This window comes from Hahella sp. HNIBRBA332 (assembly GCF_030719035.1).
In the GTDB taxonomy this organism is placed as follows: domain Bacteria; phylum Pseudomonadota; class Gammaproteobacteria; order Pseudomonadales; family Oleiphilaceae; genus Hahella.
This window is the reverse complement of the sequence record NZ_CP132203.1, coordinates 1,653,582-1,665,854: the sequence shown is the minus strand read 5'-3', so window position 1 is coordinate 1,665,854 and position 12,273 is coordinate 1,653,582. Positions and strand designations below refer to the sequence as shown.

Sequence of the window (12,273 nt, the reverse complement as noted above, 5' to 3'; positions counted from 1 at the left end):
CTTAAATCACCTTCGCTTCGTTCTTCAGCTTGTCCACCAGCTCAGCTACGCTGCCCACTTTAATACCCGCCTGACGTTGTGCAGGGGCTTCCACTTTCAACGTGGTCAGTCTGGGAGCGATTTCCGCACCAAGATCCGCAGGCGTTACAGTGTCCAGCGGCTTCTTCTTGGCTTTCATGATGTTGGGAAGAGACGCGTAACGGGGTTCGTTCAGACGCAGGTCGGTGGTCACGATAGCAGGCAGGTTCAACGCCACCGTCAACAGACCGCCGTCGATTTCGCGGGTCACGTTGACTTTATCGCCTTCAACCACCACTTCGGATGCGAAGGTGCCCTGCGCGTAACCGCACAGCGCCGCCAGCATCTGGCCAGTCTGGTTGTTGTCGGTGTCGATGGACTGTTTACCCAGAATCACCAGCTTGGGTTGTTCTTTTTCTACAACCGCCTTCAACAGCTTGGCGGCCGCCAGAGATTGAATCTCTTCGTCAGTTTCCACGTGGATGCCGCGGTCAGCGCCCAGCGCCAGTGCGGTGCGGATTTGTTCCTGAGCGGCTTTGGGGCCGATGGAAACTACGACGACTTCGGTAGCGACGCCTTTCTCTTTCAGGCGTACAGCTTCTTCCACTGCGATTTCGCAGAATGGATTCATCGCCATTTTTACGTTTGTCAGGTCTACACCGGTATTATCCGGTTTTACTCGTACTTTAACGTTGTAATCAATTACTCGTTTTACAGCGACCAGAACCTTCATAGATTCCTCGTTTGTGTTGTGATGTGTAATTAACGAAGCATATCCTCGCGGCTCTGGATTTTTATCCCGATAACCACCCTGCCTTAAACCGGGTTCTCGGCCAAAAACTTCAGCCGAAACGCCAGGATATGGTCCAAACAAAGCAGGCTAATACTGAACGCTTATCCCACTCAGGTCAATATTCAGGGGCGCGCCTGACGCGTCCGAAAAAGGACCTGCGATCAAAGGACGATCGATTTATTGTTAACGCCGAAAAAATTCGGGTTCACTCCGTCCCGGAATTCAGGAAGCGGCCTCGCAGGCGTCGCCTGAGGCCCCGACGCTCAACGCCGGAAACGCTCGTCTTAACTGCGTGCCGCTTATTAAAGGCGATTTCCCGCAAAAATTCAAACAAACGTTTGTTTGAGCCGCCAAATGATATATGCTCCCTGGACTTAATCCATTATACTTCTGACGATTTTTAATAACTGCAGCACAGCGTAGTCGGAAAAATAAGACAGGATAAAATCAGTCAGGGACGCAGCTCGACCGCTTCCGCGGGACAGCATCGTCGCAGCTTTTCGCGACCCCCAAAAGCCGTGTTGCCTATAAACTTTTTAGACTGAGAGTTGTGAAGCTAAAAGGAGATCAATGGTGGAACGCGAATCGATGGAGTTTGACGTACTAATCGTGGGCGCAGGACCGGCGGGCTTATCAGCCGCCTGCAAAATTCTCCAGTTGGCCAAGGATAAAGGGCAGGAACTGACAGTATGCGTTGTGGAGAAAGGATCGGAAGTCGGCGCGCACATTCTGGCCGGCACCGTCTTCGAGCCCACCGCCCTGAATGAGCTCTTCCCTAACTGGAAAGAAGAAGGCGCACCCCTCAATACTCCCGTCACCCGTGACGACATTTTCGTATTACGCAGTCAGGAAAACGCCATCAAGGTTCCCAATGCTTTCGTGCCCCGCAATATGCACAACGAAGGCAATTACATCATCAGCCTGGGCAACCTGTGCCGCTGGCTGGCGGAACAGGCCGAAGGCCTTGGCGCGGAAATCTATCCCGGCTTCCCCGCCGCCGAGATTCTGTATCATGAGGACGGCAGCGTAAAAGGCATCGTCACCGGCGACATGGGAGTCGGCCACAATGGCGAGCACAAAGACTCCTACACGCCCGGCATGGAGCTGCATGCCAAGTACACCCTGTTCTGTGAAGGCTGCCGCGGCCATCTGGGCAAACAGCTGATCGAAAAATTCAAGCTGGATGAAGGTAAAGACCCCCAACATTACGGCCTCGGCATTAAGGAACTGTGGGATATCGACCCCGCCAAACACGAACCCGGTCTGGTCGTCCACACCACTGGCTGGCCATTGGCGGAAAGCAGTTCTACCGGCGGTTCTTTCCTGTATCACCTGGAGAACAATCAGGTTTACGTCGGCCTGATCACTGACCTGGGTTACAGCAACCCGCACGTTTCTCCTTTCGAAGAATTTCAGCGCCTGAAGCTACATCCGGAAATCAGCAAATATCTGGAAGGCGGCAAACGCGTATCCTACGGCGCGCGCGCTATCACCAAAGGCGGCTTCAATTCCCTGCCCAAGCAAACTTTCCCTGGCGGCCTGCTGCTGGGTTGTGACGCAGGCACCTTGAACTTCTCCAAGATCAAAGGCTCTCACACCGCCATGAAGTCCGGCATTTTAGGGGCGGAGGCTGTGTTTGAAGCGCTCCAGAAAGGTTCTGAAGGTAAAGAAGACCTCACCGCCTTTACAGACAAGTTCAAAGCGTCCTGGCTCTACAAAGAGCTTTACGAAGAGAGAAACTTCGGACCAGGCATGCACAAGTTCGGCAACATTCTGGGCGGTGCGCTGGCGTTCTTCGAGCAGAATATTCTGCGCAGAAGCCTGCCAATCACACTGCGTGATCTGAAGAAAGACCACGAGGCCCTGAAGCCCGCCAGCGAGTGTCCGAAAATCAGCTATCCGAAGCCGGACAACAAGCTGACGTTCGACCGTCTGACATCGGTATTCCTGTCGAACACCAACCATGAAGAAGATCAGCCCTGTCATTTGACCCTCAAGGACAAAGACGTGCCGATCAACTACAACCTGCCCAAGTACGACGAACCGGCGCAGCGCTACTGCCCTGCGGGCGTCTACGAAGTGGTGGAGAATGACGACGGCGGCAAGCGCTTCCAGATCAACGCGCAAAACTGCGTACACTGCAAAACCTGCGATATCAAAGACCCCACCCAGAACATCATCTGGGTCACCCCGGAAGGCGGCGGCGGTCCCAACTATCCGAACATGTAGTGCAGAAAAGCCGGCGTAAGCCGGCTTTTTTATTCCTGTGACCCGTCCTGAAATAGGTTGACACCTATTTCAGGACCAGACACTGCGGCTTACCACAAATAAGCCAGCCAGATACGTCAGAGATCAATCCACCTGCAATCGCACTCTGACCTTCATGGTGTTTTTCTTATCGGGTTTGGCGGCAAGCGTTTCCAGACTGGGCCAGTAAGGCATTTGTTTGTCGCCACTGTATTCATAGGTCAGGGTCAGGCTGTCTTTACTTTGCTCGGTCACAAGACCCGTGCGCCCCTCCCCCAGTATTGGAGCATCGCTCAGTTGCTGCAGCGACTGCCAGATTTCCTGCTCAAACTTCTTCATTCCCGCTTTGACGTCCGCCGGATCATCATTGGCCGCGAGGGGATAGTCATTGATGCCGTCCGGGTTAAGCGCTGGATACAAACGCAACTTTATGGGCTCATTAAAGGCGCCGCTTTCATCCAGGACCTGATTCGCGCCTTTACGGTCAGTGAGCGTCGTAATATCTCTGACATTCAAGGAGGGCTCCCATTCAGCGGAAAGTTCGTAACCCTGACCGAATAGCGAGGGTTGCAAGGCTTTGATAGTCAAACCGCTGACTTTACCCTCAGCTGACACTTCCCGCATGGTGCGCACATAATCTGACGCATCCGGCGTTTGCGAGTCGAAGTACAGACTGACTTTCACATTTCCCTGCACAACCAGTTCGCTATCGTCATTCAACGGCATATAGGGTTCCGATTCCCAGCTGCTGCGACCATATTCAGGGTCCATGTCCGGGGTCAGTTTATCCAGATCCGGTCGAGTCCAGACCGCCTGATCGCCGTTGGCGACCAGACTGTAAGTCCAATCAATCTGCGTGGTTTCCGGGCCGCTCAATCCTTGATGAACCTTGTGCTCGACTTTGGAGCCTTCCTGCTCAATCCTCAACTCCACAAACAGCCGGCCTTTACGCCAGCCGTCGTTGGCCGGGTTCCAGTCGAGGACGTCATCCTGGATGTCCATATCGCTGTCAGCGCTGTAGTCTGGCGGTGTATCCGCCGCATCATCGTCTGCATATCCGGCGTCGGAAGATGAATCTGAACAGGCGCTCAGGAGCGCAATCCCCGCCAGCGCCATGCAACGGAACAATAATGGAAAAGCTGTGACTATTTTCTTATTTTTCATAAAGGTGGACGACTTCCTGAAAATGAAGGGTATATCACCGCATGCTATCAGGGAGCGATAGAATTAGAAATGTGGAGAGGTCACATCTTAGAGGATGATTGACGCCGGAGCGTCACGCTCGCAGCGCTTCCATCAGGGCGGCCCGAGCCAGCAAGCGAGTGGAATCCAACGTCGGCAGCGGACAGTCATCAGGATCGATCAGCAGCGGAATCTCCGTGCAACCCAGCACCACCGCATCGCAGCCACGGTCTCGCAATCGCTGGATCGCCGCATTGAAACGCAATCTGGATTCTTCCTTGAACTCTCCATTCACCAGTTCATTGAAAATCACCCGGTCAATGAGTTCTCGATCCGCCTCATCCGGGATCAGGCTGTCGATATCAAACTTGCTCAAGGCTTGCGGATAGACAGGCCCGGTCATCAGAAAGCGCGTACCGGTTATGCCCAGCTTGCGATAGCCTCGCGCTTGCGCCGCCTGCGCCACAGTTTCCGCGATATGCAGCCAGGGAATCGGCGACTCAGCCTGCACCATCTGGAACGCCTGATGAATGGTGTTATCCGGGCAGATAGCGAATTCAGCGCCGATCATCGCCAGCTTGTGAGCGGACGACAGCATCAAATCCGCCACTCCGCGCCAATCGCCCTGGTTCAGATAAGGCATGTAATCCGCCACCGGGTGCGTATGCAGCGACACTTCCGGATGCCGATGCTCTCCCATCAACGCTGGCGCTTCCGCGCAAATAGTACGATAGCAAAGCGCAGCGCCCTCAGCGCTACATGCAACAATGCCTATATGTCTGGACATGTTCCTTTCCCCGTTGCATTCGGTCAGCACTTCGGGTCATGGACCACGAACCCAAAGTGCTTGCTCTTTGCTTAGCCCAGCATCTTCATCGCAAGATAGATGAGTATGCCGATGGCCAGCATGATCCACCCTGTTTTGGCGTGCGACTCGCCTTCAGGTCCTGTCGCGGGCGGTTGCGACTGCTGTTGCGGGCGTGTCGGCGCTTGCGGTGGCTCGGCGTCCTCAGACAATGCGACAGGCGTCGTCTGCGCCTTCTGTGCGACTTTCTCCGCCTTCCGCTCTTCCTTGACCTGCTCCGTCGTCTTCTCCAGTTCCGGCGCGGCCGCCGCTTGCGCCTGCCACCAGTCTTCACGAGGCGCTTCGCCTTTCGCCGCCTTCAGGCGCATGCGTTTTTTATTCAACGCCAGCACACGGGATGGCTTCACTTTCACGCCATATTTCAACTTCAACTGCCCCACTTTCTGTTGCAGCGGCACGCCTTTTTCAGGGTTCACCATCGCCACATAGTTAGCGAAACCGTCAATGGCGGCGAACAGCTCTCCGCGCCCCCAGGTCTTACCGGCGGGACCGTCTTTGTCGATCTGATGCAACAGCGCGCGAAACCGCTTCAGTTGCTTTCTCTCCACAGAGACTTTGTCGTTCACCACGACGCCGGTGACTTCCTGCCTGCGATGCTTGCGCATGATCCGGGTTTTGTCCGGGTGCACCACAAAACCTTCATCCTTGATGATGCTACGGCAGCGCCACAGCAGGCGCTTGACGTCATCGTCGGATTTGCCGTCGGCGGAGAAAGTTACGTCATCCGCGTAACGGGTATAGGTGAAACCGAGTTTGGCGGCCATGCTTTGCAGACGGCGATCAAGCTTGCGACAAATGACGTTACTGATCGCCGGACTGGTGGGCGCGCCCTGGGGCAGAAAGCGTTCACCTTCGCTGACAAACCATTTCTGGCCGTCCATTTCCACTTCCTGCGCCTTCGGCTGCGAACACAGCAGCCCCAGAATAGTGGCGATTTGTTCGCTGTAGCCGAGATGGCGGAACGCGCCTTTGATGCGCGCGTAGGATACGGTTGGAAAGAAGTCCTTCAAGTCCAGATTGATGACCACGTCTTTGCCCACGTGAGGCTGCGCATTAGACACAATAGAGCGCTCGACGACAAAACCATGGGCGGCGTCATGCAGAGACAGCGGCGCCAATATGTTGTCCAGAATCCAATACTGCGCTCTCTTCATGCGCGGCATGGGAGCGGAAATTTCGCGCACGCCACCGGTCTTCTTGGCGATGGCGAACTGTTGATAATGGCTGAGCTTGGACACGTCTTTGTTGTAGGCGAGAAAACGCAGCTCGTTCAACGTCACGCCCATCGCCGCCGCCAGCTCGTTAGCGGCGTTTATGACCGGCAGGTTCTGACTGCGCAGGCGCGCATCATCAGAAGCCGGATCGCCCAATCCCCCTGACACGTTCTCGCCAAGGTAAGTGATCTGTTGCGCCTGCACTTCGCGCCAATGTTGCGCCCGCTGGAATCGCTCTTCGTTGCGTTTGCGACGCGTCTCTTCCCGCTTGGCCAACGCCGCCTGCTTGCGCTGCTTGTGCATTTCCTTCAGCGCTTTCTCTGGATCGGAGTACAGCATTTGCTGTTGCCCCAACTCCCGCAACGCCGCCTGTAACTCTGTGCGTTTCTTGATAAACGCTTCCGACAAAGAAGGCTTTTCCGAGTTATCCGGCCAGAAGCCCAGGCGCACCATTTCGGAGAGAATGTACTCGTCCTTGCTGGTTTCACGGATGCGTTGGTAGATTTCCTGACGGGTCAGTTTTTTCTCTTCGCTCATCTCAACGCCCTCCTCTCAATACCGATGACAACCGCGTACTACATCGACCAACGCGCACGGCAACTGACCGACTTCCGACAGTGACGGATAACGAATGGGGTGTGGAGAAGGATAATGAAGACGCAAAGGAGCGCGCCAAAGCGGCGCAAGAAGAAGGCGGTAGCGCGACATGGTTTCCCTTCGTAGAATTCTCAGAACTGGACTGATCAACTCGACGCCGTACGCACCACCTATCGCTCATTGGTTTCGTAGAAACCAAACCGCAATAGCGATAGGTGGTGCAGTACGGCCCAGTAAAGATCTGGCCAGTGAAGCGTGATAAGTCTAATAGCAAGAACGGCGATCCACCGCTCGGATTGCAAGGTAGTTTTGTCGCGCTACCGCCGTCGGGCAGTATAACAACCTGGACGGAGCAAGCAAACCCCGCTGTTGATTTTACAGGAAAAAATGCACTCATCGCCCCGCCTCCTCTGCGCCCGCCAGGATAAACGGATGCTGTAGCTGATGCTGCTTGCGCAGCGCCAGCATGTGCTCACAGGGGCCTTTGCGCAAACGGTTGTGCACATAGAAGTGGCACTGACATTCACCCTGACGCAGCCGTTGATCGGCGTCGATGGCCACTTTGGGGCGGTAAGCGACGGCGTTGTCAGTGACTTCCCCCTGCAATGACAGCACGCCATCGTTGACGTCCACTGCACTCAGTTTCACCAGATTGGCTTTATTGAAATTATCCGCTTTTTCTTCACGCTCGTTGGCGAAGCGTAATTGCGTCATAGGCAGGGGCTCACGACTCAACTCACGAATGCGGTAGACGCCATCCGCCAGATCGAACAGAACCTGTCCCTGCTGGCTATAGATGGACAACGCGGATTGCACCACGGCCTCATCCAACCCCAATCGGGCGGCCAGACTGCCGGAGCCTTCCAACCAGTTTTCCTGCAGTCCGTGATAGACGCGGCGCAGCGTGATCTCATCCACTTCCGCTCGTGGCGCCATCAGGTCAAAGTTCCCCATACGCGACCAGTCGTTGGCGCTCCAGCCGGACAGCCCCAAGGTAAAGGTCAGATCGCCCATTTCCGCCACATAGAAACTGGGCATGCCATCCCCCATGAGATGCACGACGAATTTGTCCGCCACCGGAATCAAGCGCTCCAGAATATGCAGGCGGCGTCGCCCCCACACGCGAATGCTGCGCGCTTCATTGCCCTGATAGATCGAACGGCTACACACCACTTCTTCACCCCAGGGCTCGAATATCACCCGCACCGGTTTGCCGGGCTCCAGCTCGTAACGCATCGCCCGCGGTCCAACCCGCTCTTTCTTGCGACGCAGCACATAACACAGGTTATGCACATCCATGGGCTGCAATTCGACTTTTACCATCGGCAAAGTCATCGCCGAACTGACCTGCAGAAAACCGCGCACCCAGCTTTCCGGCAGGTCGATTTTCTTCTCATCGAACTGATCGTCATCGCCGGTCTGCACGCTAAAGCCGCCGGGGTCCACCTGCAACAGCGTCTCCCGATAATCACGGATTTTCTGGAACTCGTTATACAGCCCTTGGGAATAGTCAATGTTCGTGGTGCCGCAGGCGGTGTCACTGATGGTTTCGAACACCTCGTAACCGCAGCTCAACTTGCCGTAGCTGGATTCGTCTTCGGAAAAGCATTCAAAGAACACTTGGTCCGGATGCACCGTGATCACCGGGTCCAACACATACCAGGCGTCCAGATCATGCTTGTACAGATAGTTGAAATATTTGCGCTGAGCGTCGTAATACGGCTTGAGTATTTTGTCGCTCTGCTTGTTTAAATCGTCCAGTTCGCTGCGCAGAGAGCGAATCTCCGTTTGCAACGACTCTTTACGGGACATGAATTCCGCCAGCATGTTCTGCTCTTCCTGAGCCAGCCAGCGTTTGTATTCTTCTTTGTCTTTGGGCTGGAAACGCATGTCGGAAATGACCACGTTATGCAGCGCGGAAATCGCTTCGCGAAAGGCGATATGTTTTCTCAGTTTACCGACAAAGTGGGTTGGCGGCCGCAGACTGTCCGGGGCGAAGGACAGATCCGTCTTGCCCGCATTGCTGTCCACGCGGCTGTGTCCGTGATAACGGTAACGAAACTCCATCAACGGCTCCTTAATATTCTCTTACTTCGGCGGGCTTGACGCTGAGCGGCGTTCCCAGTTGCGGATAGTGGCGGCGCAGATCCAACAGGGCCTTGATCAACGCGGCCTTGTCTTTGTGCACGACGGTCAGGGAAATGCGGGAGAACAAATCCGCCGCCATGTTGGCCACCTGTGCGTCGAGTAAAGACTGTTCGGATAAGAAGGCCAGAATGCGATCCTTACAGACCCGGCTGCGATTCACCTGCGACAACACCGTGGTGAAGTAGCCTTGCAGACTGAGAATACGCTCCGGGTGTCCGGCGGCGTATTCATTGAGGAAGTTGCTCACGAAAAACTGCACATTAGCGGAGGGATGCTGACTGAGCTTCAACAGATACTCAACGCCATTCTGCTCCTGGAAGAAACGCTGCAACAGTTCCATGCCATAACGCTGTACGTCCGGCCGCACGCTATCGCACAGATAAACCACCAGATCAGGAGTCCACAGTGTTTCGCCGGCTTCCTCATAATGGCTGCGGAAGAAGGCGAAGCCGAATTCGCGGCAGTCATCCCAGTCAGAGTCCAGAATGCGCAATCCGTCGCGAACCTCGGCCAGAATACGATCCGGGTTGGCTTCATAGGCGTTATAGGCGTATTGACGCACCGCCACATCGGGATGCTTCGCCAACTGCGCCCACTGACGGACGCTAAACTGCAATGGACTGCGCGCCTGCAACAGCAGTGCGCCTATCTGTTGCGCACCGATGGATTGCGCCTGCAGCAGGCGCCAGCAGGTGTTATCGTCCACGGCGTCGAACGCCGCGTTGAGTGCGTCTTTGAAGAACGCCAGCCACTCTTCCCGTTGACCGTCCTGTTTCTCGCTGCGGAACGTATACGGTAATAAGTGGTGCAAAATCGCCTCCGCCCATTCCCGTTGCGCCAGCGCCAAACGCTTCAGAATCGCCGCCGCGGCGCTGCGGTCATCCGCCTCGCCTTCAAAGAATTGCAGTGCAAGCACGCCCGCTTGTTTGACCAGTTCGGCATCCGGCTGCTTGCCCAGCAACAGAGTCTGGCATGCGCGCACCGCTGACGAATCCGACTGCATGATGTGTTGCAGCAGGCGTTCGGGAATATCGCCAAAACCGACGCCATGAGCCACCAGCAAGCGCGCGCCGAACAATTGCAACGCCGTGTTGCGCTCCGCCAGCAGGCGGTCGATCAAGTGCAGGGACAATTCCCGGCAGGCGTCGACGAAGCGGGCGATACAGAAATCCGCCAACCACACCGCATGGGATTCCTGCGCCAGGGCCGGCGGCAGTTCAGGGGTCGTTTGCAACGCCTGCTCGATCAGAGTGTGCAGGCATTGCGCCTGATCCGACGTCGTCCACGGATGTTGCGCGGTCTTGTCCGCCGCAAAGCGGCGTACTTCTTCGTACTGCGCCAGCAACAACGCAGCCAGCAACGGCGCTTCGACCAGCGTCGCCTGGGGCATTCGCGTCAGAATTTCCATCCCTAACGCCCGCGCTTCATCCAGGCCGCTGTTCAGCAGCGCCAGCAACAGGCCGTGTTCGATATGGCCGTCAAGGCGGGTCCGCGCCAACTGCAACGCAAATCGCTGAGTCGCTTCATAGCGGCTGCGCAGCAGGCGCTCAATAGCAGAGACGGCGATCTCTGCGCAAAAAGACGTATTCGCAGCCAATACCTTGCAGGCGAATTCATGCACCGGCTCACACTGGCTTTCCAGCAACAGACGCAACGCGCAGTCGGGACGCTGATCCCATAAATGCGAAAAAGCTTCTTCACGGGCGTCCGCGTCCGCCGCGCTTTCTGCTTCGACTTTCAGCCAGGCGCGTCCGCTCGGCGCCAATTTATACTGAGCGCTGTCGCCCCGCAGAATGTGGTTGAAGGCGATCAAGCCTGCGTAATAATCATAGACGTTACGCGCGACCAGCTTGTGCTCATAACGCCGGCCGTTACGCTCCCAGCGATAGATATCCGCTTTGCGAGTCTGTCCCGCGTCCGCATCCGAAACCGTCAACAGCATTTCCGTGGCCATATCGACATAGCGCAAATCGCCCACCTGCCCGATACGCTTGATGCTGCGCCAGCTACGACGACGCAGGTAGTTGCGGGTTTTATTGGAGTAAGCGACCTTGGGGTCCGGCTTTTTCAGCTCGCTTCTCGGCTTGAAGCTGCCCACGCCCGGCAACCAGGCCCAGTCCCATTGGTATTGGAAGAATTCACGACTGGTTTCAAAACGACGCGCCAACAGGGCGAACATCGGGGCGTCCAGACGGAACTCGGCGGCTTTGTAGATATAACGTACGCCACTGAATACGCCAGGCGCCAGCTTGCACTGACTGAGCCAGCCGTACAGCGCCTGATAAAGTGCAGGATAATGGAGCGCCAGCAGATACGCGTTTTTCAGCAGATCATTGGCGCCGGCGGGCGCGGCGTTCAGCCCGTTTTCCAGTTGCAGACGCACGCCCACGTCGTCGCCGGAGGTCAGCGCCTGTTGCAATGGCGAGGGCATCTGATTCCATTGCGTTTGCAGTAGCGTCATTCTTTGCGAGGGCTCCGTCAGGGCCAGTATCGACTCAAACGCCATGGCGCTGACGGTGCTGTTCTTCGAATTCTGCAAGCGGTGCAGATCTTCCATATAGTCTATAGCGCGGATGCGTCCCAACGACCAGGCGACGGCGAAGTCCTGCAGCCAATCCCCTTTGCCGACGCACGCCGCCAGCTCTTGCCCGGCTTCAGGGCGCCCCAATTCTCCCAAACGCCAGATCAGTCGGGCCCGTTTGCCGTTATCCCATTCCTGTCGCAGCTTTTCCAGCAGCTTCACCAACAGGTCCGTCGGCCCTTCCTGCAGAACAGGTCTGGCTTCGGCGCTCGTCGTTGAGGCTGCGGGCGCGCCGTGAGCGACATCGTAATAGCCTTTGTTGGTTTTAGAGACGACGACACTGTCAAACAGCCTTTCCGCCTCTTCCAGCGTTACCGGCGTGGGGGTTTTGGTGCCTTCGCGCAACGCGCCGCCCTGGCGGCCGTAGCGGAAATTGACCAGGAAACGGTCGTCCTTGCGGCTGGCAGCTTCGCTCAGCTCAACCTCGTAAACTTTATTGGAGTTTCCTTCCTGAAAATGCAGGCTGGCCTTTTTTATCAGCTTCATATCGGCTTTATCCTTACGGGATAACGGGATGCGTCGCTCCGAATTAATATTGCGGCCTTCACTGGCGAAGCCTTGCGCTGATTCAAACGAGTGTCCCATCTCGCTTTCGTGAGTTACCCGAACATCGCCATGATTAAAACGC

General features: G+C 56.0%; 8 protein-coding genes. 2 read left to right on the top strand and 6 right to left on the bottom strand.

Annotated features, from left to right (window positions below; translation table 11 throughout):
* Position 1: 1 nt before the first annotated feature.
* Positions 2–751, bottom strand: a complete 750-nt coding sequence (locus O5O45_RS07830; RefSeq protein ID WP_011397737.1) for an electron transfer flavoprotein subunit beta/FixA family protein — start codon at positions 749–751, stop codon at positions 2–4.
* A 630-nt stretch (positions 752–1,381) separates the two neighbouring features.
* On the opposite strand from O5O45_RS07830, the gene O5O45_RS07825 reads away from it, so the two are divergent.
* On the top strand, positions 1,382–3,040 hold the full coding sequence (locus tag O5O45_RS07825; protein WP_305904661.1) for an electron transfer flavoprotein-ubiquinone oxidoreductase: 1,659 nt from the start codon (positions 1,382–1,384) through the stop codon (positions 3,038–3,040).
* 123 nt (positions 3,041–3,163) lie between these two features.
* Here O5O45_RS07825 and O5O45_RS07820 read toward each other — a convergent pair whose 3' ends face one another.
* From O5O45_RS07820 to O5O45_RS07810, 3 genes are all read right to left on the bottom strand, one after another.
* Positions 3,164–4,222, bottom strand: a complete 1,059-nt coding sequence (locus tag O5O45_RS07820) for a hypothetical protein (protein ID WP_305904660.1) — start codon at positions 4,220–4,222, stop codon at positions 3,164–3,166.
* A 112-nt stretch (positions 4,223–4,334) separates the two neighbouring features.
* Entirely contained in the window at positions 4,335–5,027 is a 693-nt protein-coding gene (locus tag O5O45_RS07815; protein WP_305904659.1) for an aspartate/glutamate racemase family protein, read from the bottom strand.
* Positions 5,028–5,098: 71 nt separating this feature from the next.
* Positions 5,099–6,856, bottom strand: a complete 1,758-nt coding sequence (locus O5O45_RS07810) for a reverse transcriptase family protein (RefSeq protein ID WP_305904658.1) — start codon at positions 6,854–6,856, stop codon at positions 5,099–5,101.
* Positions 6,857–6,936: 80 nt separating this feature from the next.
* Between O5O45_RS07810 and O5O45_RS07805 the strand changes: the two genes are divergently transcribed.
* Complete coding sequence (locus O5O45_RS07805; protein ID WP_305904657.1) at positions 6,937–7,062, top strand: hypothetical protein; 126 nt, start codon at positions 6,937–6,939, stop codon at positions 7,060–7,062.
* Between the two features lie 247 nt (positions 7,063–7,309).
* Here O5O45_RS07805 and O5O45_RS07800 read toward each other — a convergent pair whose 3' ends face one another.
* Together O5O45_RS07800 and O5O45_RS07795 are read right to left on the bottom strand one after the other, a co-directional pair.
* On the bottom strand, positions 7,310–8,983 hold the full coding sequence (locus O5O45_RS07800) for an SWIM zinc finger family protein (RefSeq protein WP_305904656.1): 1,674 nt from the start codon (positions 8,981–8,983) through the stop codon (positions 7,310–7,312).
* 10 nt (positions 8,984–8,993) lie between these two features.
* Positions 8,994–12,230, bottom strand: a complete 3,237-nt coding sequence (locus O5O45_RS07795) for a WGR domain-containing protein (protein WP_305904655.1) — start codon at positions 12,228–12,230, stop codon at positions 8,994–8,996.
* Between the last annotated feature and the right edge of the window lie 43 nt (positions 12,231–12,273).

Coding starts and splice junctions, on each gene's coding strand:
- O5O45_RS07800 (WP_305904656.1), bottom strand. CDS start 8,983: ATGGAGTTTCGTTACCGTTATCACGGACACAGCCGCGTGGACAGCAAT.
- O5O45_RS07820 (WP_305904660.1), bottom strand. CDS start 4,222: ATGAAAAATAAGAAAATAGTCACAGCTTTTCCATTATTGTTCCGTTGC.
- O5O45_RS07810 (WP_305904658.1), bottom strand. CDS start 6,856: ATGAGCGAAGAGAAAAAACTGACCCGTCAGGAAATCTACCAACGCATC.
- O5O45_RS07815 (WP_305904659.1), bottom strand. CDS start 5,027: ATGTCCAGACATATAGGCATTGTTGCATGTAGCGCTGAGGGCGCTGCG.
- O5O45_RS07830 (WP_011397737.1), bottom strand. CDS start 751: ATGAAGGTTCTGGTCGCTGTAAAACGAGTAATTGATTACAACGTTAAA.
- O5O45_RS07795 (WP_305904655.1), bottom strand. CDS start 12,230: ATGGGACACTCGTTTGAATCAGCGCAAGGCTTCGCCAGTGAAGGCCGC.
- O5O45_RS07825 (WP_305904661.1), top strand. CDS start 1,382: ATGGTGGAACGCGAATCGATGGAGTTTGACGTACTAATCGTGGGCGCA.